The 20,005-nt window shown below is 67.2% G+C and carries 18 protein-coding genes; 7 read left to right on the top strand and 11 right to left on the bottom strand.

Annotated elements, in window-relative coordinates; translation table 11 throughout:
* Window positions 1-4: 4 nt before the first annotated feature.
* From HIV01_RS03660 to HIV01_RS03645, 4 genes are all read right to left on the bottom strand, one after another.
* A complete protein-coding gene (locus HIV01_RS03660) occupies window positions 5-2,968 on the bottom strand; it encodes a TonB-dependent receptor (RefSeq protein ID WP_200604993.1) in 2,964 nt (987 codons plus the stop codon).
* An 87-nt stretch (window positions 2,969-3,055) separates the two neighbouring features.
* Window positions 3,056-4,108: a LacI family DNA-binding transcriptional regulator gene (locus tag HIV01_RS03655; RefSeq protein ID WP_200604992.1), complete on the bottom strand. Its 1,053-nt coding sequence runs from the start codon at window positions 4,106-4,108 to the stop codon at window positions 3,056-3,058.
* A 170-nt stretch (window positions 4,109-4,278) separates the two neighbouring features.
* A complete protein-coding gene (locus HIV01_RS03650) occupies window positions 4,279-4,572 on the bottom strand; it encodes a BolA family protein (protein ID WP_245156903.1) in 294 nt (97 codons plus the stop codon).
* Window positions 4,569-4,868, bottom strand: coding sequence for a YciI family protein (locus HIV01_RS03645; RefSeq protein WP_200604991.1), 300 nt, complete (start codon window positions 4,866-4,868; stop codon window positions 4,569-4,571). The genes HIV01_RS03650 and HIV01_RS03645 overlap by 4 nt, the downstream gene beginning before the upstream one ends.
* Before the next feature lie 363 nt (window positions 4,869-5,231).
* Here HIV01_RS03645 and HIV01_RS03640 point away from each other — a divergent pair, with 363 nt between their 5' ends.
* From HIV01_RS03640 to HIV01_RS03625, 4 genes are all read left to right on the top strand, one after another.
* The gene (locus HIV01_RS03640; RefSeq protein WP_200604990.1) at window positions 5,232-6,152 is read left to right on the top strand and encodes a segregation and condensation protein A; all 921 of its coding nucleotides are present in this window, start codon (window positions 5,232-5,234) and stop codon (window positions 6,150-6,152) included.
* A gap of 140 nt (window positions 6,153-6,292) precedes the next feature.
* The gene (gene scpB, locus HIV01_RS03635) at window positions 6,293-7,255 is read left to right on the top strand and encodes an SMC-Scp complex subunit ScpB (RefSeq protein ID WP_200604989.1); all 963 of its coding nucleotides are present in this window, start codon (window positions 6,293-6,295) and stop codon (window positions 7,253-7,255) included.
* Complete coding sequence (locus HIV01_RS03630; protein WP_200604988.1) at window positions 7,248-8,933, top strand: pseudouridine synthase; 1,686 nt, start codon at window positions 7,248-7,250, stop codon at window positions 8,931-8,933. The genes scpB and HIV01_RS03630 overlap by 8 nt, the downstream gene beginning before the upstream one ends.
* Window positions 8,934-9,151: 218 nt before the next feature.
* Window positions 9,152-9,565 carry a hypothetical protein gene (locus HIV01_RS03625; protein ID WP_200604987.1) on the top strand — a complete coding sequence of 138 codons (414 nt, stop codon included), beginning with the start codon at window positions 9,152-9,154 and terminating at the stop codon, window positions 9,563-9,565.
* A gap of 12 nt (window positions 9,566-9,577) precedes the next feature.
* Here the strand turns inward: HIV01_RS03625 and HIV01_RS03620 are convergent, their stop codons facing one another.
* The 7 genes from HIV01_RS03620 to HIV01_RS03590 form a co-directional block, all read right to left on the bottom strand.
* Complete coding sequence (locus tag HIV01_RS03620; RefSeq protein WP_200604986.1) at window positions 9,578-10,342, bottom strand: slipin family protein; 765 nt, start codon at window positions 10,340-10,342, stop codon at window positions 9,578-9,580.
* Window positions 10,343-10,368: 26 nt separating this feature from the next.
* Window positions 10,369-11,799 carry an NfeD family protein gene (locus HIV01_RS03615; RefSeq protein WP_245156902.1) on the bottom strand — a complete coding sequence of 477 codons (1,431 nt, stop codon included), beginning with the start codon at window positions 11,797-11,799 and terminating at the stop codon, window positions 10,369-10,371.
* Window positions 11,800-11,880: 81 nt separating this feature from the next.
* Window positions 11,881-14,121, bottom strand: coding sequence for an AsmA family protein (locus HIV01_RS03610; protein WP_200604985.1), 2,241 nt, complete (start codon window positions 14,119-14,121; stop codon window positions 11,881-11,883).
* Window positions 14,122-14,209: 88 nt separating this feature from the next.
* Window positions 14,210-14,674 carry an aminoacyl-tRNA deacylase gene (locus HIV01_RS03605; protein ID WP_200604984.1) on the bottom strand — a complete coding sequence of 155 codons (465 nt, stop codon included), beginning with the start codon at window positions 14,672-14,674 and terminating at the stop codon, window positions 14,210-14,212.
* A 164-nt stretch (window positions 14,675-14,838) separates the two neighbouring features.
* Window positions 14,839-15,435, bottom strand: a complete 597-nt coding sequence (locus HIV01_RS03600; protein WP_200604983.1) for an OmpA family protein — start codon at window positions 15,433-15,435, stop codon at window positions 14,839-14,841.
* Window positions 15,436-15,784: 349 nt separating this feature from the next.
* Window positions 15,785-16,582, bottom strand: a complete 798-nt coding sequence (locus HIV01_RS03595) for an amidohydrolase (protein ID WP_200604982.1) — start codon at window positions 16,580-16,582, stop codon at window positions 15,785-15,787.
* A 26-nt stretch (window positions 16,583-16,608) separates the two neighbouring features.
* Window positions 16,609-17,757 (bottom strand): pyridoxal phosphate-dependent aminotransferase, encoded by a 1,149-nt coding sequence (locus HIV01_RS03590; protein ID WP_200604981.1) that lies wholly within the window; start codon window positions 17,755-17,757, stop codon window positions 16,609-16,611.
* A gap of 193 nt (window positions 17,758-17,950) precedes the next feature.
* Between HIV01_RS03590 and HIV01_RS03585 the strand changes: the two genes are divergently transcribed.
* The 3 genes from HIV01_RS03585 to ccmB all read left to right on the top strand — a co-directional run bounded on the left by HIV01_RS03585 (window position 17,951) and on the right by ccmB (window position 19,918).
* Window positions 17,951-18,433 (top strand): DUF3293 domain-containing protein, encoded by a 483-nt coding sequence (locus HIV01_RS03585; RefSeq protein ID WP_200604980.1) that lies wholly within the window; start codon window positions 17,951-17,953, stop codon window positions 18,431-18,433.
* 145 nt (window positions 18,434-18,578) lie between these two features.
* Entirely contained in the window at window positions 18,579-19,229 is a 651-nt protein-coding gene (gene ccmA, locus HIV01_RS03580) for a heme ABC exporter ATP-binding protein CcmA (protein ID WP_200604979.1), read from the top strand.
* Window positions 19,226-19,918 (top strand): heme exporter protein CcmB, encoded by a 693-nt coding sequence (gene ccmB, locus HIV01_RS03575; RefSeq protein ID WP_200604978.1) that lies wholly within the window; start codon window positions 19,226-19,228, stop codon window positions 19,916-19,918. Before ccmA ends, ccmB begins: the two co-directional genes overlap by 4 nt.
* The last annotated feature ends 87 nt before the right edge of the window (window positions 19,919-20,005 follow it).

Raw genomic sequence — 20,005 nt, 5'->3', positions numbered from 1 at the left:
GCGCTCAGAAGTTGAAGCCGAGGGACAGTTTGAACGTCCGGGTCGGGAAGAACTGTGTATTTGGCTCGCCGAAGTTCTCGTTCGGGTCCTGGAAACCGCCGGGGAAGTCGTCGTAACCGGCGTAGTTGGCCCAATCGAATACGTTCAGGATATCGCCGCGTACCCACATCTTCAGCCCGGCGCCAGTGTCGAATTCCTTCATGACCGCCACGTCGAGCTGCTTGAATCCAAAATCCCCGTCGGGCTTGTACTGGTCGATGAAGCAGTTGTCGGGCTTGTCGACATCCAGGCAGTTGGTCGCATAGCGCCAGACCGGTGTCGCCAGCGTCAGCTTGCCGGAGAAGGTGAAGCCGGCGGGGCCGTCATAGATGCCGGTCGACACCAGCCGGTGCTCGGGCACGTCCTTGGCCTTCTTCCAGCCGTAACCGTCGAGCGTCGGGAAATCCAGTGCGAACACTTCCCCGCCCTGCCGGTTTTCCTTGGCATCGGTGTAGGTGTAGGCGAACGTCACGCCCCAGCGCGATTCCGCCGTATACGGCTTCTCCGCCTTCAGGAACAGCGAGGTCGCGCGCGTCTTGATGCCGTTGGTGCCGATGATCAGGTTGCTGAAGCCGGTCAGGCCCTGCCCGAACGGTGGACCCCAGTTGAAGTCCGGCCGGAAGAACGAACCGTCCGGACGGCGGTTGCCCAGCAGGAACGCAAATCCGTCGTAGCTTTCGATGTACGACACCGTGGCATCGGTGAGCCAGATGCCGAGCGAGTTGCGCATGCCGAGGCTGAACTGATCCGAGTACGGCGTCTTGATGTCGTTGTCGATCGCGAACACTTCACGCCCGGCGCCGCTCGGAGAAGCCAGCGCAGCCAGCACGGCCGGATCGAAGTAGGAAGGGCTGAAGTCGACGCACGGCGCCGACGTCGGGCACGTTCCATCGGCTCGTCGGAACCAGACCTCCGTCGTCGGGAAGGTGGCCTTGGTGATCTCCAGCTGCAGCCAGTCGAACAGGTTTCGGTCGTAGGCACGGCCTGCACCGCCGTAGATCACGTGTTGCTGGTCGGCATTGAGGTCGTAGGAGAAGCCAACGCGCGGCTGCCAGCCATCCTTGAACGAGTCGCGGTTGTTGCCGGTGCTGATGTAGTCGTTGACGTTGATGCCGGAGTTGGGATTGTTGATCGCGGTCGAGCCGCGCAGGGCCGCCACCACGTCGTCGGGCGTCACGTAGTCGAGGTAGGTCGGACTTTCCTCGTAGTCGTAGCGCAAGCCCAGGTTGAGGATCAGCTTGTCGTTGACCTCCCAGTCGTCCTGGATATAGAAACCGTACTGCCGGTTGCGCGAAGACGCACTGCCATCGCCGACGCCCGGCAGCGCCGAACCGAAGCGGACATTGATCGGCTGGGTCAGGCTGCCGTGGATGTTGTAGGTGAACTGCGGGTTGTAGGGCTGGCGCTCTATCGCGCTCACCTCCACGCTCTTGAACTTCACGCCGCCCTTGACCGTATGGCCTTGCCAGCCGGTGAAAGTCAGGTCGTCCTGGAAGCCCCAGCCTTCCTGGCCTTTGTCCTGGAAGTCCGCGCCGGCGCCACTGCGCACCACCGTGTCGAAGATGTTGGTGCCGTCGCTGAGATTGTAGGCAATGCCGTTGTTGACCGGGCGCGGATTGAACGTCGCTTCCTCGTAGGTCAGGTGGGCATCGTTGAGCCAGTCGCCGTTGGTGTACTGGTAGCGCAGGTCGACGCGGGTCTCGGAGTTGTCCTTGCTGGTGGCGTAGTTGGGCACGTTGAGGTCACCGATGCTGGTGATCTCGCTCTCGTCGCGGTATTTGCCGGTCAACTCGAGATAGTGGTTCTCGCCGATCGCCCAGTCGATCTTGCCGAAGTACAGGTCTTCCTTGAACGGAGCGGTATAGAACCCGTTCCCGGCCTGCGCCTGGATGTTGGCAGGCAACTCATCGAGGGTGAAACCGCGGCCCGGGATCAGCGTACGCGGGGACTGGTATTCCTTGGCCTCGTAGGACAGGAAGAAGTGCGCCTGGTCGCGCAGGATCGGGCCACCGAACGTCGCGCCGTACTGCTCCTCCTTGCTTCTGGCCTTGGTGTCGTTGCGCTCCTCGAACACGGTCCGGTTGCGCCAGTCGGTGTAGGTGTAATCCCAGAAGAAACTGCCTTCGAAGTCATTGGTGCCCGAGCGCGTGGTGGCGACCACCGCGGCGCTGCTGAGCTGGTCGAACTCGGCCTTGTAGTTCTGGCTGATGACCTTGTACTCGCCGATCGCCGACTGCGGGAACGGGTTGCCCCGGGTCGAATCCTGGCCGCTGATGCCGCCTTGCAGCACATAATTCTTCTGGCCAACGCCATCGATGTACACGTTGATGCCATTGGCGCTCTGCGCACCGGACTTGATCCGGGTCGAACCTTCCGGACCACCTCCCTGGAATTGCACGCCAGGCGCGAGATCGGCAAACGCAAGGAAGTTGCGGGTGCCCTGCGGCAGCGATTCGAGCTGCTTGCTGGTGACGTAGGTGGCGATCTCGGAGGTCTTGGTCTCAGGCACGAAGTCCGAGGTGACGGTGACAGCATCTATCTCCGTCGCATCCGGAGCGGGTGCCGCTTCAGCGACTCCGCCCGCCGCGGCGAGGTTGACCGTCGCCACCTGTCCGACCTGCACAGTGATCGTGCGCGTGGTGGTGGCATTGCCGGCAACGACGTCGATGCGATAGGTACCGGGTGGCAAGCCGCCGACGTTGTAGGTGCCGTTGGACGCCTGAACCTTGCGGGTCAGTCCGGTGGCAACGTTGGTCGCGGTCACCTGGGCGTCGCCGGCGGGGGCCGAATCAACGGTGATCTGTCCACGGATCGTGGCTGCGGTGCTCTGGGCCAGCGCGACGGGGGCCGCGAGGGCGAGGCATGACGCCAGCGCGCAGGCCAGCAACTTGGGGGTGGGACGATGTTCGGAGCACGGATGGGGCTTCATCTGCTTCCTCTCTCTAATTCCATTCAAGCGGTGGGTCACTTGCTCTCGCACACGGACCGGGCCAATCGGGGGAAGGCCCGGTACGAATCAACTTTTCGGATTACCCGAGGTCGCATTGGCAACGCTCGATTCGCGCACGATCAGTTCGGTCGGCAGTGCAATCGAGCTGGTGGCGGAAGCGGAGCCGGCGCCGGAGTCCGGAAGGCTTTCACCCGCAACGCGCGCCAGCAACTGGCGAGCAGCACGCGCACCAAGTTCGGCGATGTTCACCCGCATCGTCGTCAGGCTCGGATGCACGTAGCGCGCGAGCGGGATGTCATCGAACCCGGACAACGCGATGTCCTGCGGTACGCGCACGCCGGACTGTGCGAACCCGAACAGGCAGCCCAGCGCCATCATGTCGTTGGCGGCGAAGACGGCGTCGGGTCGCGGCGAGGCGGCCAGCAGTTCACGACCGGCGCGATGGCCGGACGCTTCGTCGAACCCGCCCTGCACCACCCACGGCCTGGCATCGGGCAGCAGCTCCGCCAGCGCATCGCGGTAACCGCGCAATCGCTCGTGCGCGTCGAAGTTGTCTTCCGGTCCGGCGATGAAAGCGATGCGGCGATGGCCACTGTCGAACAGGTGCCTGACCATCGCGACCGCGCCGCCGTAATTGTCCACGCCGATCACCGCCGCCCCATCCAACCCTGCCTGGCTGTTGATCAGCACCGCCGGCAATGAAGGTTCCAGGTGTTCGCTCAGCACGGTCGGGGTCGCGACATAGGGCGACATCACCAGCAGGCCATCGACGCGGCCGCGCATCGCGCGCAGTGCCGCGCCCTGCTCTTCCGGATTGCCGTGGTAGCTCGAGACCAGCAGGTGCAGGCGCGATGCGCGCGCCACCTGGTCGATGCCGCGCATCAGTTCGGAGAAAAACTCGCCGTGCAGGTCCGGCAGGACCACGCCGAGCGTCTGGGTGCGGCGACTGCTGAGGCTGCGGGCGGCGGCATGCGGCGTGTAACGCAGCTCGTTGGCCGCAGCCAGTACCCGGTTGCGGACCTCTTCGGCGACGTTGCCATGGCCGTTGAGGGCCCGGGACACGGTGGCCACCGATACCTGGGCCACACGTGCGACATCTTTGATGGTTACGCTGGCCAAGGTTCGTCGGCTCCGCGGCTTGATGCGGGCCGACTGTAATCGTTTACAAGCGCAAGTGTAAAGCGATTGTTACGCGAGTTGAGACATGCTCTCAGAACACCGCGCCACCGGCCTCTCAGCACTCAGGAATATGCTGCGGCGCGACATGCGCGCGCCTCGCAATGCCACCGTCAGCTGGCCTCGGCAGGCGTCCTGGCGCGGATCGCCAGGGCGTGGATGTCGGTATCCATCAAGGAACCGACCGCCGCGTACACCGCCCGGTGCCGGGCAATCGGGCTGAGTCCGGCAAACGCCTGGCTGACGATGTCGACATTGAAGTGGCCGCGGCCATCGGCGGCGCCGGCATGGCCGGCGTGGCGGTGGCTGTCGTCCTGGACCTCGAGCGACTGCGGCGAAAGCGCCGCTTCCAGGGCGGCGCGAATGGCCGCGACCCGCTGCTCGCGGGGCAGCGGGCCGGCGCTCACGGCAGGACCTTGCGGAACGGACGTACTTCGACCCGCTGGTAGACCCCGGCCGCGACATAGGGGTCGGCATCGGCCCAGGCACGGGCGGCGACCAGCGATTCGAACTCGGCGATGACGACGCTGCCGCTGAAGCCGGCCGGGCCCGGGTCCTCGGCGTCGATGGCCGGGCACGGCCCCGCCAGCAGCAGGCGACCCTGGTCGCGCAGCGCGGTCAGGCGGGCCAGGTGCTCGGGTCGGGCCTGCAGGCGCTGGGCCAGTACTTCCTTACCGTCATATCCTTCGATCACGTACCACATGCGTTCTGTGCATCCTGTCGGGTCTGAATGAATTGTAGCCATTGCCCGCGCAGACGCCGCTGGACACGGCCAGAACGAGGCCGTAACCTAGCTTCCACAGCCCAAGGCCGGATGCAGCGGCCGTCGCGACTGGCTCCCCACACCGTCGCCATGCACGCACCCAGGTGGTGCGCCGCTGCCCCCAACGGCCTGCGCCCGTAACCCAGATCGTCTTTCGCCGCCACGCCCCCGCATGGTGCGCAGGTCGTAGGCGTTCGGGCTCAGCACCGACTTAAGCAGTCCGTTGCACCCATATGGTGGCCTCATCAGGCCGCCAGCACCGAAGCGATAGCAGTGCCCACGGCCCGGAGGGGCCGGTTCCGAATGACCGAAGAACGCGCAGCCGACGCGAGCGACCCGCAGATCGTGGTCGCCCAGTCCCAGGCTCCCACGCACCCGCAGCAGCAGGAAATGCCGCTGGCGGTAGTGCATGGCCAGCCGGTGCTGCAGATACCGCAGGACCTGTACATCCCGCCGGACGCCCTGGAGATCATCCTGGACGCGTTCGAAGGGCCGCTGGACCTGCTGCTCTACCTGATCCGCCGGCAGAACCTGGACATCCTCGACATACCGGTGGCGGACATCACCCGCCAGTACGTCGCCTACATCCAGGCCATGCACGAGATGCGCTTTGAGCTGGCGGCCGACTACCTGGTCATGGCCGCGATGCTGGCCGAGATCAAGTCGCGCATGCTGCTGCCGCGCTCGGCCGCCGAGGAAGGCGAGGAAGACGACCCGCGCGCCGAGCTGGTGCGCAGGCTGCAGGAGTACGAACGCTTCAAGAAGGCCGCCGAAGACATCGACACCCTGCCCCGGCAGGATCGCGACACGGCACCGGTACAGGCATTCGTGCCCGACCGCGCCTCGGTCCGCCTGCCGCCGCCGGTGGAGCTCAAGGAGATGCTGCTGGCGCTGCACGACGTGTTCAAGCGCGCCGAGCTGTTCACCCAGCACGCGATCAAGCGCGATGCACTGAGCGTCCGCCAGCGCATGGGCGAGCTGCTGGAGCGACTCAAGGACGGCAGCTTCTACCGCTTCGAGTCGCTGTTCACCGCCGAGGAAGGGAAGCTCGGCGTGGTGGTGACCTTCCTGGGCCTGCTGACGCTGGCCAAGGAGCAACTGGTCGAGATCGTGCAGGACGCGCCGTTCGCGCCGATCTACGTCAAGTCGCTGGCGCTGCTGAAGGAAGGGGAAGAGATCGAACTGAGCAGCGAGTTCGACGAACCGGCTGCGAATGACGACTGATTCTCGTGACATCGCGTCGTCACCGCGTCATCCCGGCGAAAGCCGGGACCCATTTTGATATTCGCTGCAGCTCAAGGTGGATCCCGGCTTTCGCCGGGATGACGAACACATAACACTGCCAGGCACAAACGAACCCATCCATGGATCAACAGCTAGTCATCCGCATCGTCGAAGCCGCCCTGCTGGCCTCCAACCAGCCGTTGACGCTGGCCCAGCTGCAGGCGCTGTTTCCCGACGACCAGCCGGCGCCGGCCGACAGTGTCGAACAGGCACTCGAAGCGCTGCGCGCGGGCGATGAGAATCGCGGCGTGGAACTGGTCGAGGTCGCCTCGGGCTTCCGCTTCCAGGTCAAGGCCGATGTCCACCCCTGGGTGGCCAGGCTGTGGACCGAACGCCAGACCCGCTACACCCGCGCCACCCTCGAGACCCTGGCGCTGATCGCCTACCGCCAGCCGATCACGCGCGGCGAGATCGAGCAGGTCCGCGGCGTGGCGGTCAACAGCAACATCATCAAAGCTCTCGAAGAGCGCGAGTGGATCCGCGTGGTCGGCCACCGCGACGTACCGGGCAAGCCGGCGCTGTTCGGCACCACGCGCGGCTTCCTCGATTACTTCGGCCTCAAGCGCCTGGACGAGCTGCCGCCGCTGTCGGAACTCAAGGACATCGGCGAGCTGGAACCGCAGCTGCAGTTCGACGGCGCACCGCCGATCGCCGCCGGTGGCATCGCCGATGGCGTCGGCACCGACGAAGCCTCGAACTCCGACCTCGACATCGATGCGGCGCAGGACGGCAACGAACCGATCGCGGACATCGAAGCCGTGAACGAAACGACCGCCGAAGCCAGCATTGAAGTCGTGGACGACATGACGGCATTCGGCGACACGGAAGACCTCGAAGCCGGCGACGAGCAGATCGACGCCGACTTCGACGGGTCCGACGAACAAGACACCGCCCCACAGGGCACCCCCGATGCCGCGCCGGGAATGCGCGCGGCGGACGTGAACGATCCCGAGCAAGACATACACGCCGTCGAGACGACGACCGTTCCGGAAGACACAGACGAGGCCGAGATGGCCGAGTCGGAGCAATACAAAAATGACTGAAGAAAAGAGCCGCAAGCTCACCCTCAAGCGCATCACCGACACCACGGGCGAAGCGCCGCGGCTGGAAGAGCGCCTGCACAAGGTCCTGGCACAGGCCGGCCTTGGCTCGCGCCGTGCGCTGGAACAGCGCATCGCCGACGGCCTGGTGAAGGTCAACGGTGAAGTCGCGCAGGTCGGCATGAGCGTCAAGAGTGGCGACAAGGTCGAGCTCGACGGACGCCAGTTCGTCGCCAGCGCGCTGACCGATCCCTCGCGCGTGCTGATGTACAACAAGCCCGAAGGCGAAGTGACCACGCGCGAAGACCCCGAAGGTCGCCCGACCGTGTTCGAGTCCCTGCCCGCGCTGAAGGGCGCCCGCTGGATCGCGATCGGCCGCCTCGACATCAACACCACCGGCCTGCTGCTGCTGAGCACCGACGGTGAACTGGCCAATGCGCTGATGCACCCGTCGTTCGAAGTCGAACGCGAGTACGTCTGCCGCGTGCGCGCACCGGAAGGCCAGGACGTCGTTCCCGAGAACATCGTCGACCGCCTCGCCCGTGGCGTCGCGCTCGAGGACGGCCCGGCCAAGTTCGACGAGATCGAACGCATCGGCGGCACCGATTCGCACGACTGGTTCCGCGTCGTGGTCAAGGAAGGTCGCAACCGCGAAGTGCGCCGCCTGTGGGAATCGCAGGGTTGCCAGGTCAGCCGCCTCAAGCGCGTGCGCTACGGCGACGTCGCGCTGCCGCGCGAGCTGCTGCGTGGCCAATCGCGCGAGCTGGCGTCCGATGCGGTCGAAGCACTGCGCAACAAGCTCGGCCTCGAGGACGGTACGCCGTCGTCGCTGACCCTGCAGCCGGTGATCGGCCAGCGCAAGGCGACCAAGGCCACCATCGACCTCACCGGTCGCGCCCGTTCCAATGGCTACGTCGGTGGCCACAACACTGCCGACGAAGGCCGTGAGCTGCGTCGCTTCGACCATGTGCGCGAAGACCGTGGCGGCCGTGGCCGTGGCGGCCCGCGCAAGCACGGTGGCCTGACGGTCAGCGGCGAAGCCGCCGCCAACCAGTCGCAGAAGCCGTTCAAGCAGCGCAAGGAAAAGGGTCCCAAGCCGTTGCCGGATGGCAATCCGGCGGCATTCCGCACCTGGTACGTGCCGGACGGTGTCAGCACCGGTCCGAGCGGCCACCGCAATCCGGATGGTCGCGGCAAGGGTCCGGGCCAGGGTCGTCCGCAGGGCGGCAAGGGTCCGCGTCCGGGTGGCGGCGGCGGTCGTCCCGGTGGCGGCGGCTACGGCGGCGAGCGTTCCGGTGGCTTCGGCGGCGAAGGCCGCGGCGGCTTCGGCGAGCGCGGTCCGCGTCGTGAAGGCGGCGGTGGTGGTGGCGGCCAGGGCCAGGGACAGCGCAGCTCGCGTCCTTACGGGCATCCGGGCAACGCGCCGAGCTTCCCGTCCGATCACGCCAATCCGGGCGCCTTCAATCCGTACGGCGACAAGCCGCGCGCCCCGCGTCCGGCTGGCGGTCGCCCCGGTGGCGGCGGCCGTCCGGGTGGCGGCGGTCCCGGTGGTCCGGGTGGTCGTCCCGGCGGCGGTGCACGTCCGGGCGGCGCCGGTCGTCCGGCCGGTGGCCCGCGTCCGGGCGGTCCGCGCGGTGGCGGACGCCCCGGTGGCGGCCGCGGTCCGCGCGGCGGCGCTTGATCGCTGCCTGAAATGACGGAATAACAAAGGGCGCTTCGGCGCCCTTTGTTTTTCTTCCCTGCGGGCCTGGTTCCCGGCGTTGACGATCGGCTTGCGTGTAACCGCGCCGCGGCGAACACGTATCCCTCCATGCCAGCACATTTCTCGTGGTGTTCCGAGCCGCGTCGCATGCCGCCTCGCCGGTGCATCGGTCCACCCGTTCTGGCTACGGAGGCTCCATGAAACTCGCGTCCCTTGCCATGGCGTTGACCCTGGTCATCGCCGCCCCCGCACCTGCGGCCGCGGCCGAAGCGCAGGAAATATCCGTTGAGAGTCTGGCAGGCCTGCTCCGGATGCCGACCGATAGCCTGCGCACCATCCTCGGCACTCCATCAGGGCTGACTCTCGAAGCCCGTGCCGAACACGACTTCACCCGCGCGACCCAGCGACTGGCCAGCGAGAACGTGGCCCTTGAACGCGTCGGCCACAATTTGCGCCTGACCTATCGGCCGGCGCAGGTGCCGGCACGGTTCACGAGGGTGAAGAGCAATCGCTGCGCCCGCAGCACGGCAGAGGTCTGCACAACCGTGTACCAGCCAGAGCCAGGTGCCGTCCGCGTCGGTGATGCATCCACCGCATCCGCCACGCCATGACAGCGGCGGCGGTCACGCCCCGGGTTCTCCACGCGAACGCGGCAAGACCGACTCGATCAGTTCGATCGGCAGCGGGAACACGATCGTCGAACTCTTCTCGCCGGCGATCTCGGTCAGCGTCTGCAGGTAGCGCAACTGGATCGCGCGCGGATCGCCACCCAGCAGGCGTCCGGCCTCGACCAGCATCGCTGCCGCCTGGCGCTCGCCTTCGGCGTGGATCACCTTGGCGCGGCGCACGCGTTCGGCCTCGGCCTGGCGCGCGATCGCTCGGACCATCGTCTCGTTGAGGTCGACGCGCTTGATCTCGACGTTGGCGACCTTGATGCCCCAGGCGTCGGTCTGGCTGTCGAGGATGTTGCGGATGTCGTCGTTGAGCTTCTCGCGCTCGGCCAGCATCTCGTCGAGTTCGTGCTGGCCCAGCACCGAGCGCAGCGTGGTCTGCGCCAGCTGGCTGGTGGCCTCGTAGAAATGCTCGACGTTGATGATCGCCTTCTGCGGATCGACCACGCGGAAGTACACCACCGCGTTGACCTGCACCGAGACGTTGTCGCGCGAGATCACGTCCTGCGGCGGTACGTCCATCACCACCGTGCGCAGATCCACGCGCACCATCTGCTGCACGATCGGTATCAGCAGGATCAGGCCCGGCCCCTTGACCTTCCAGAAGCGGCCAAGCTGGAACACGACACCGCGTTCGTACTCGCGCAGCACCTTGATCGCAGTGATCAGGATCACCGCCAGCAGCACGATCGCCGGGAAGTACATCGCCAGGTACATGGAAGCTCTCCTTCAGTGGAATGCGTTCAGTGGGGTGGCGTCGTTTCCTCGTCGGGCGCCACGCGCAGCACCAGTCCGTCCAGAGCCAGCACGCGCACCGCCTGCCCGCGTCGCACCGGCACTGCCGAACTGGCCTGCCAGTGCTCGCCGCGGATGTGTACTTGCCCTGCGCCGTCGAAGTCGCGCGTGGCCACCGCCAGTTGCCCGATCAGCTCTTCCTGGCCGCTGACCACCGGTTGCCGTCGCGCACGCGAGGCCAGCCAGATCATGCCCATGAACACCAGCGCGGTGGCTCCGCCAATGCCGGCGATCAATCCACCCGGCACGCCGAACCCGGGCACCTGCGTGTCGAACAGGATCAGCGAGCCGGCGACCAGGGCGACCACGCCGCCGACCCCGGCCGCGCCCACGCTCGGCATCGCGAACTCGATCGCGATCAGCGCCACGCCCAGCACGATCAGCGCCACTCCCGCGTAGTTCACCGGCAGCACCTGCAGTCCGTATGCCGCCAGCAGCAGGCAGATCGCCCCGACCATGCCGGGCAGGATCGCGCCGGGGCTGTAGCCTTCGAACACGAGTCCGTACAGACCGATCAGCAACAGCAGGTACGCCACCGTCGGCTCGGTGAGCACGGCCAGCAGGCGCGCGCGCCAGTCCGGCGTCACCACCGTTACCGGTTGGCCGACCAGATCGAGCGTCGTCTCGCGCTGCGCGAGCCGCACCTTGCGGCCGTGTGCCTGGCGCAGCAGCTGGTCGGTGTTGCCTGCGACGATCTCGATCACGCCCTGCGACAGCGCCTGGGTCGCCGTCAGCGTCGCCGCGTCACGCACGGCGGCCTCGGCGAAATCGCCGTTGCGTCCGCGCAATTCGGCGAGGCTGCGCAGGTAGCCGACGGCATCGTTGATCGCCTTGCGCGACATTGCGTCGCGTGGCTCCTGGCGCGGCGACGGACCCGTGGCCGGCGCATTCCCGGCGGGAGCTTCGCGTTGCCCGCGCGGCTCATCCGGCGCCCGCTCCGGCCCGGCACCGGGACCGCCCATCGACACGGGCGTGGCGGCACCGAGCGATGTCGCCGGTGCCATCGCGGCCAGATGGCAGGCATACAGGATGTAAGTACCGGCGCTGGCGGCGCGCGCGCCTTCCGGCGCGACCCATGCAATGACTGGAACGGGCGATGCAAGGATCGACTGATTGATGTCGCGCGTGGCCGCATCCAGGCCGCCGGGCGTGTCGATACGCAGCACCACCGCGCGGGCACCCTCCTCGTTGGCGCGCTTGAGCCCGCTGCGCAGGTAATCGCGCGTGGCCGGACCGATTCCGCCCTTGATGTCGAGCAGCAGCACCGCGCCCGACGGCGGCGCAGTTGGCATCGGCGCAGATGACGACTGCGCACCCGCCGGCAACGCTGCCACCAGCAGCGCGCAGGCAACCATCCACGATCGGACGTGCACGTTCATCGGTGCGCCGACGAGCGCGCAGAGCGCCCGCCGCAGTACGAGTTAACACCACCATCCGTTAAGGAAACGGAAGCGGGGAACTCAGCGCAGCAGGTTGGGCTGCGACTCGTACCACTGCTTGGCCTTGATCATGTGGAAGTCGCGCTGGCCGTTGTTGACCGCCACCGCGCAGCTGAGCACGCCCCAGTTGGCATACAGGCTGCCGACACGGCTCTTGCCCTTCAGCCGCAATCGGGCCTTGAGGTCGTAGCGCTGGTTGCTGGCCTCGACCCGGTCGAGCACCAGCACGTCGTCCCGCCACTGCACGTTGGCGCTGACCTGGGCCTGGCCGGAGTCGATCATCTTGAACACCCACTTGGGGTAGTCGCGCTTGCGCGAGAACAGCGCCAGCAGGAAGCCGACATCCTTCATGGCGATATTGGCGCGACCGTTCACCGTGACCGGCTTGTCCCAGTCCATCCGCGCCCGCTGCAACTCGATCCGCGCCCACCAGCCGCTGCGCGACTCGCCTCCGGGCTCGGTGAAGCTCATGTTGTTCAGCGTTACCCGGGTTCCGTCGATGTTGAAGTTGTGGCCGGTCAGATCCGCGCGTCGCAGCTGTGTGTTGACGTCGACGTTGCCGCGCAGGGAGATGCCGGCGAAGTGGATCTGCGTGCCGTTGCCCTTGACCCGCATCACGCCGGTACCGACCGTGCCGGCGCCATCGAGGACCACGTCGCCACTGACCGTTCCGGCGCCACCTTCGAAGCGCATCTGTGCCACCGGCAGATAACGGTTATAGGCGCGCAGGTCGGGAACACGCGCATCGGCGAAGACCAGATGCGCCCGCAGCGCGTCGCGAACTTGCTTGACTGCGCCGGGCTGCCTGAGCTTCGCGCGCTCCAGACCGGAGATGGTCTGCAGGTCCAGGCGCAGGTTCTGCCCCTCCACGTACGGCCGATTGGGCGCGTCCTCCGCGGCGATGTTGAAGCGGTCCATCACCAGCTCGAGAAACGGCAGCAACTCGTCGTTGGGACCTGCATCGAGCCGGCCAGCGGCACGCGCACGGCCCTGGATGCGGCTGCCCATCACGTGCGCCACGGCATCGACCTCGGGTATGCCGAAGCGGCTGCCGGCGGCGATCTTGCCGTTGACGACCTGCACGTCGGCGTCGACCGCGCCGGAGCCGTCCAGCGCCAGCCAGGGCGCATTGAACAGGTTGCCGAGCCAGCGCAGCGACGAGAACTCCCAACGGCCCACCACGTGACCCGACGCGCGCGGCACGACCGACTTGAAATCCTGCAACGGAATGTCGGTGCCGCGAAGACGCAGGTCGGCATCGAGAAACAGCGGCTTGCCTTCCTGCGCAGGCGCCTTCGCCTTGAAGACGATGTCGCGATCGACATCCAGCATGAAGTCCAGCGCGCCCTCACGCGGCTTGCCGGCGATGTCGGTGCCGGTCACGGGCATGTGCCAGCGCAGCTCGCTGCCGGGTTTGAGCGACCCGCGTGCGAAGGCCAGCTTGGCGTGCGCCTTGCCCTGGCCGGGCACGGTCGAGATCGTGACCTTTCCCTGCTTGTCGGTGACGGTCTTCACCGCGGCCGACAACCCATCCAGGCTGAGTTCGGCATCGGTCATCAGCAGCTTGCGGACGCCCGGCGCCTGCGCGCGGGTATGGCGGGCGATCGCGAAGCGCGCATCGATCCGCGCCTCGTGCAGCATCGTGTCGCCCTTGTACGCCAGTCGGGCCTTGTCGAAATGCGCGGTCGATGGCATCAGCTCGAGCGCGCCGCCGCGCAGCTGTTTGTAGAAGCCGACTTCCGCGCTACCCGGTCCCTGCAATTCCAGGCCGGCGAAATGCCCGCTGCGGATCGACTCGGTGTGGATGCGATCGAAGCGCAGCACCCAGCCACCGGGCCGCGGCTGCGGTGGCGGCTTGCGCACCTCCAGCAGGTCCGCGCCGCCGGTCACGTCGAATGCCTCCACGTCCGGCACGCGGACTTCCTTGTGCAGCAGCGGCAGGATCGCCACGCTCCCTTTCGCCTTGCCGGCCTGTACCGACCAGCGGGTGCGGCCGACCTGCCCTTTCATGTCCACGTCCCAGACGGTCACGCGGCCGGGCCACAGGGTGATGCCCGGCCCCCACTGGATCTGGAACTTCTCCGGCTTGCGGTTGGCGACCCACGGTCCCAGCGGCGTATTGAGGAACAGGTTGCCGAGCAGGAAGTAGGTCGCATAGAGGATCAGCAGCCCCAGGACGATGCGCCTGAGCCACGGGCGTACGTTCGGCGGAAGGCGATTCCAGTACGACCGTAGCTGGCTGTTCCACTGGGCGCTGTTCATGCGCGCAGCTTAGCCAACGCATTGTGAGAATCGGCATCACACCGGGGCTTGCCGGTGGGAGGGGCCGGCGCCCCTCCCGCGACTGCAACTAATGGCGGGTGAGATGGACCACGCGCGGGTGCACCAGCCGCTCGAAGTCGCCCCAGCCCATCCGCATCAGCTCGCGATGGTTGCCGGCGTTGAAGGCGATGCGATCGTCCTCGGAAAGGCTGTCGGCGGCATACACCTCCATGCCGTAGAGGTTGCCGAACGGCGGCATCGCACCGACCTCGCATTCGGGGAAGCGATCCTTGAAATCGGATTCGCTGGCAAGCGTCACCTCGCGTGCGCCGCTGACCTGGCGCAGGCTGGCAAGGTCCAGCCATTCGCTGGACGGGATCACCGCCATTGCCAGTTTGCCGTCGAGACGGACCATGACCGTCTTGGCCATCTCGTGCTCATTGATATGGGCGCTGGCCGCGGTGGCTTGGGCGGTGAACGCATGCGGATGCGTCATCGTGTCGTAGACGACGCGATTGGAATGAAGGAACTCTTCAAGGCGTGGGGATGACATGGCCTGGACTCCCTGATTACGGAGCCGGCACGGCAGGTCCGGTGACTGCGGGCGCGTCGCGCCGGCGTCCTTGTCGATCGAAATTCGCCGCGATCACGCGGCCTGGCCAGTGTAGTACACCCCTCTCCCTGATCGCAGGGAGAGGGGCTGTTCGCATCGCTGACTCAGCCGCCGCTGGTCTCCGGCGCGGGTGCGGCGTTCTGCTGGCCCACACCGGCGTAGTCGACCACCAGCGAGACACGGCGGTTGTCGCGACCGGACTCGCCGACGGCGCCTGCACGCACCTGGCGGTTCTGGTCTTCGCCGTAGCTGACTGCGCGAACCTGCTCGGCGCCCAGGCCGGAGCTGACCAGGTAGTCGCGCACGGACTGCGCACGCTGCAGGCCAAGGCGACGGTTCGCAGGCGCGGAGCCGGCCGGGTCGGTGAAGCCTTCGACGGTGATCAGCGCGTCGGAGTGGCTTTCCTTGACCACGCGGGCGAAATCGTCGAGCAACGGCTTGTCCTGGTCGCTGAGCGTCGCATCGCCGGTGGCGAAGTGCGCTCCGGTTTCCACACGCACGCGTCCTGCGAGCTGGGTGACCAGGGCATCGTGCTTCTGCGAGAGCGAATCGATCTGCCCCTGCAGCTTCTGGTCAGTGGCGCGAAGGTCGGCGATGGTGCTGTCGAATTCGTCGCGCTTGATGTAGCTGGAGCAACCGGCAAGGGTGACGGCGCTGAGTGCGACCACAAGGCCGGCGTTGCGGAAGGTGCGGGTAACCATGACATGTCTCCTTCAAAGTCCATGCGCGCAGCGGCGCACGGGAATGCATGCAGGACCGGGGGAAGTCGCTGCAGCCCGAATGGAACGTTTTTTGTTTTGTTTTGCGCGGGGCGCGCGGTGGTGGCCAGTCAGCGTTGTTGATGGAGCGTTATCAATGTCATAACCAACGTTAACGGTAGATGGCCTGAACAGGCGACAAGCTGCCGTCAATCGCGAACGCGTGCACAGTTCAGCGATGTCAATAATCAGCTGCAGGCATGCGTATCGGCGCGGTTCATGCAAGTCTGCATGCGCGTGCCCGTGGATTCGTCATTCGTCGGCGCGCGTGACCGCGCGCGCCGGTGCCCTTTTATCTCAGCTCGAAGGCATCGCCGTCGAGCATGGCCGGGAAGCGCTCCCGGTGTGCCGAAAGTTCAGCGGCGAGCAAAGTCGTGGTGACCACGACTTCCTCGTCGGCGCATTCGCTGACGGGGTGACCGACGAAGTCGATCACCGCGCTGTCGCCGGCGTAGTGCAGGCCGTTGCCGTCGGTGCCGACGCGATTGACCGCGGCGACGAAGCTCAGGTTCTCGATCGCGCGCGCACGCAGCAGCGTCTTCCACGGGTAGCTGCGCGCCGACGGCCAGTTGGCGACGAAGACCAGCAGGTCGTAGTCGAGCTGGCCTGGACGCTCGACGTCGAAACGGTTGCGCGAGAACACCGGGAAGCGCAGGTCGTAGCAGACCAGCGGACAGATCCGCCAGCCGCGCCACTCCAGCACCAGCCTGTCGCGACCGGCGGCATAACGCTCGTGCTCGCGGGCATAGCGGAACAGATGACGCTTGTCGTAGGTGTGCAGTGCACCGTCGGGGGTGGCAAACAGCAGACGATTGAAGACGCCCTCGTCGGTGCGCAGCTGCACGCTGCCCATCACCGCCGCGTCGAGCTTGCGCGCCTGTTCGCCGATCCAGGCCACGGTCGGGCCGTCCATGCCTTCGGCGTTGCCGATCGCATCGTTGGAGAAGCCGCTGGTGAAGGTCTCCGGCAGGATCACCAGGTCGGTCGTGCCGTGCAGCGGCGCGATCAGGCGGCCGTAGTACTCGCGGTTGCCGGCCGGATCGTGCCAGCGGGTCTCGCCCTGGACCAGCGAGACGCGCAGGTTGGTCATCGGCGCTGAAGGAACGGTGTCGGACGTCATAGCTTCTGCAGCCTCTCGATGGCGGCGTCCAGTGTTGCCTCGTTCTTGGCGAAGCACAGGCGCGCCAGGCGCTGTCCCTGCGGAGGCGTTTCGTAGAACGGCGAAAGCGGGATCGCGGCGACGCCCTTCTCGATCGTCAGCCAGCGGCAGAACGCGGCATCGTCAAGGTCGCTCACCGCCGAATAGTCGACCAGCTGGAAGTACCCGCCCGGCACCGGCAACGGCTTCAGGCGCGTGGTCAGCAGCTGCTCGCGGAAACGGTCGCGCTTGGCCTGGTAGAACGCGCCGAGCTGCTCGTAGTGCTCGGGCTCGGCTTCGATCATTTCGGCGAACGCCCACTGCGCCGGGGCGAACGTGCAGAAGGTGTTGTACTGGTGCACCTTGCGCAACTCGGCCGACAGCGCCGGCGGCGCGATGCAGTAGCCGACCTTCCAGCCGGTGCAGTGGTAGGTCTTGCCGAAGCTCGACACGACGAAGGCGCGTTCGCGCAGCTCCGGATGACGCAGCACCGACTCGTGGATGCGGCCATCGAACACGATGTGTTCATAGACCTCGTCCGACAGCAGCAGGATGTCGGTGCCGCGCAGCAACGCGGTCAGCTGCTCGATGTCGTCGGCGTCGAACATCGCGCCGGACGGGTTGTGCGGCGAGTTGACCATCAGCAGCCGCGTCTTCTGAGTAATCGCGGCGCGCACCAGGCTCCAGTCCGGAGCGAAGGTCGCCGGGTCGAGCGGCACGTGCACCGCGCGGCCGCCGGCCAGGTCGATCGCCGGCTCGTAGCAGTCGTAGCAGGGGTCGAGCACGATCACTTCATCGCCCGGCCGGACCACGGCGGCGATCGCATCGAAGATCGCCTCGCTGGCGCCCGAGGCCACGGTGACCTCGGCGTCGGCATCGGGGCGGTAGCCGTAGCAGCGCTCGGTCTTGGCCGCGATCGCCTGGCGCAGCGCCGGGATGCCGGTCATCGGCGCGTACTGGTTGTGGCCATCGCGCATGGCGCGGTCCAGCGCCTGGATCAGGCGATCGGGCACGGCGAAGTCGGGGAAGCCCTGGCCGAGGTTCACGGCCTTGTGCTCAACCGCGAGCTGCGACATCACGGTGAAAATGGTGGTGCCGACCTTGGGCAGTTTGGTTTGCAGGGTCATCTCAAGGGGTACTTGGAGGCCGGGGCCGTCGAGGCGGACAAGTGTAAGGATGCGCGCGCCACGGTGTCATGACGGGGTGTCATGACGAGTGGTCATCACCCCATCGTATGAGCGCACTTGACGGCCGGCGCTTGACGGGCGGGCTTGAAGGGCACGATTGCACTGCCGCACGGTCGCAATCACACTCCGCGCCATGCGCGAGCTGCAGATCGTCAATGCCGTCGAACTGGCCACCGCCTATGCCGCCGCGGAGTACGTGGTCGTGCTCGACGGCGATGCCCTGCCGCTTCGGGTCGGCCTGCCGGCGAGCGACCTGGAAGCCTACTGGCCGGCGTCGCGCTATGCCTTCATCACCGCCTGGAACCCGGCCTCGCAGCCGCGTTCGGACTCGGCCAACCAGGCCGCCGATGCCTTGCTGGTGGCCCAGCTCGACGCCGTCGGCGCGACCCGCCACGCGGCCTGGGCACAGGACCCGAGCGGCCAGTGGCGCGAACCGGGCTGGCTGCTGGCCGGCATCGAGGAGACCGACCTGCTGCGGCTGGCGATCGAATTTGGCCAGGCCGCCGTCCTGGCCTGGCACCCCGGCGAACCGGTCCGGCTGCGGATGCTGATGCCCCGCCCGTCCGCCATACCGACCGTTCCGGCGGTGGAACACACCGACTGGGTCGCGGGCTGACTGCCATCCGAGCCAGTTCTGACGGGATTTTCCGGGCCGCCCCGGGGGGCCGCCATCAGGGCGCGACACGCCTGGACAAGCCCGTTCCCCGGCTACTCGCATAAACTGGGGGCTACGCGGCCACCGGGCCGCAGCCCTCCAGCCGATGACGCCAGACGACCGACCTGCCCCGCCGCTGCTCGCAGCCCGCGGTTTACGCTTTGCGCGCAACGACGAGCCCGTGTTCGGCCCGCTCGACTTCAGTGTCGATGCCGGCGAGGCGCTGCTGGTCCAGGGCGACAATGGCGCCGGCAAGACCACCCTGCTGCGGGTGCTGGCCGGGTTGTTGCGGGCCGACGAGGGCGACATCGATCTCGACGGCCAGCCCGCCGGCACCGCCCGCCGCGCCCGCGCCATCGCCTACCTCAGCCACCTGCCCGGCTTGAAGGCGGACCTGACCGCGATCGAGAACCTCGACTTCCTCTGCGGCCTGCACGGCCGCCGGCGCGCGCAGTTGCCTGGCAACGCGCTGGCGATCGTCGGCCTGGCCGGGTACGAGGACACCCTCGCCCGCCAGCTCTCGGCCGGGCAGAAAAAGCGCCTGACCCTGGCGCGCCTGTGGATGTCGCCGGCGCCGCTTTGGTTGCTCGACGAGCCCTACGCCAACCTTGACCTGGAAGGCATCGAGCTGGTCAATCGCATGGTCCAGGCGCACCTGCGCGAAGGCGGGGCCGCCCTGGTCACCACCCACGGCGCCTACGCCGCGCCGCCAGTGCGGACGCGGATGCTGGTGATGGCCAAGGGGGGCACGCAATGAGCGCCACCCAGACCGCCACCCTCGCTGGCGCCGCCCGCGCCCTGCTTGTGCGCGACATGCGCCTGCTCTGGCGCCGTCGCGGCGACGCGCTGCAACCGGCGCTGTTCGCGCTGCTGGTCGTGGTGCTGTTCGCGCTCGGCCTGGGCGGCGAGAAGCAGGCACTGTCCAAGGTCGCCGGTGCGGTGCTGTGGCTGGCGGTGCTGCTGGCCGGACTGCTCGCGCTCGACACCCTGTTCCGCGGCGACGCCGAGGACGGTTCGCTGGAGCAATGGATGCTCGCCCCGGTGCCACTGGCCTGGCTGGTGGCGGTGCGCACCTTCATGCACTGGGCCACCAGCGCGCTGCCGCTGCTGATCGCGACCCCGTTCCTGGCCGAGCTGCTGTACCTGCCACGCGAACAGCTGCCGGTGCTGCTGGCATCGCTGGCGCTGGGCACGCCGCTGCTGAGCCTGCTCGGCGCGGTCGTGGCTGCGCTGACGGTCGGAATGCGGCGCTCCGGTATACTTGTCGCGTTGTTGGCACTGCCGCTTTACGTGCCCGTGCTGGTGTTCGGCGCGGGCAGCGTGGCCGCCGCCGCGCAGCATCTCGATCCCACTGGCGCGCTGTTGTTGCTGGGCGCCGGACTGGTGGTTTCGCTGGTGCTGGCACCGCTGGCCGCCGCCGCCGCGATCCGTATTGCGCTCAGCTAGCTTGCTGATGCCTGCCGCTTGAGTCCGATCAAATGCCGCCCCGGCCCCATCCACTAATGTCCGCCGCAACCGCCGAGTCACGCCAAC

It is taken from the genome of Lysobacter arenosi (assembly GCF_016613475.2).
Taxonomy (GTDB): Bacteria; Pseudomonadota; Gammaproteobacteria; order Xanthomonadales; family Xanthomonadaceae; genus Lysobacter_J; species Lysobacter_J arenosi.
Note: the sequence above shows the minus strand (reverse complement) of the source record. Positions and strands in the feature narration are given on the sequence as shown.

Bases quoted from the DNA above. Each gene is read 5' to 3' on its own strand.
- HIV01_RS03645 (WP_200604991.1), bottom strand. From the start codon at position 4,868: ATGTGGTACGTGATCGAAGGATATGACGGTAAGGAAGTACTGGCCCAG.
- ccmB (WP_200604978.1), top strand. From the start codon at position 19,226: ATGAGCGCCACCCAGACCGCCACCCTCGCTGGCGCCGCCCGCGCCCTG.
- HIV01_RS03610 (WP_200604985.1), bottom strand. From the start codon at position 14,121: ATGAACAGCGCCCAGTGGAACAGCCAGCTACGGTCGTACTGGAATCGC.
- HIV01_RS03625 (WP_200604987.1), top strand. From the start codon at position 9,152: ATGAAACTCGCGTCCCTTGCCATGGCGTTGACCCTGGTCATCGCCGCC.
- HIV01_RS03630 (WP_200604988.1), top strand. From the start codon at position 7,248: ATGACTGAAGAAAAGAGCCGCAAGCTCACCCTCAAGCGCATCACCGAC.
- HIV01_RS03615 (WP_245156902.1), bottom strand. From the start codon at position 11,799: ATGAACGTGCACGTCCGATCGTGGATGGTTGCCTGCGCGCTGCTGGTG.
- HIV01_RS03620 (WP_200604986.1), bottom strand. From the start codon at position 10,342: ATGTACCTGGCGATGTACTTCCCGGCGATCGTGCTGCTGGCGGTGATC.
- HIV01_RS03595 (WP_200604982.1), bottom strand. From the start codon at position 16,582: ATGACCAACCTGCGCGTCTCGCTGGTCCAGGGCGAGACCCGCTGGCAC.
- HIV01_RS03590 (WP_200604981.1), bottom strand. From the start codon at position 17,757: ATGACCCTGCAAACCAAACTGCCCAAGGTCGGCACCACCATTTTCACC.
- HIV01_RS03585 (WP_200604980.1), top strand. From the start codon at position 17,951: ATGCGCGAGCTGCAGATCGTCAATGCCGTCGAACTGGCCACCGCCTAT.
- HIV01_RS03600 (WP_200604983.1), bottom strand. From the start codon at position 15,435: ATGGTTACCCGCACCTTCCGCAACGCCGGCCTTGTGGTCGCACTCAGC.
- HIV01_RS03660 (WP_200604993.1), bottom strand. From the start codon at position 2,968: ATGAAGCCCCATCCGTGCTCCGAACATCGTCCCACCCCCAAGTTGCTG.
- scpB (WP_200604989.1), top strand. From the start codon at position 6,293: ATGGATCAACAGCTAGTCATCCGCATCGTCGAAGCCGCCCTGCTGGCC.
- HIV01_RS03640 (WP_200604990.1), top strand. From the start codon at position 5,232: ATGACCGAAGAACGCGCAGCCGACGCGAGCGACCCGCAGATCGTGGTC.
- HIV01_RS03605 (WP_200604984.1), bottom strand. From the start codon at position 14,674: ATGTCATCCCCACGCCTTGAAGAGTTCCTTCATTCCAATCGCGTCGTC.
- ccmA (WP_200604979.1), top strand. From the start codon at position 18,579: ATGACGCCAGACGACCGACCTGCCCCGCCGCTGCTCGCAGCCCGCGGT.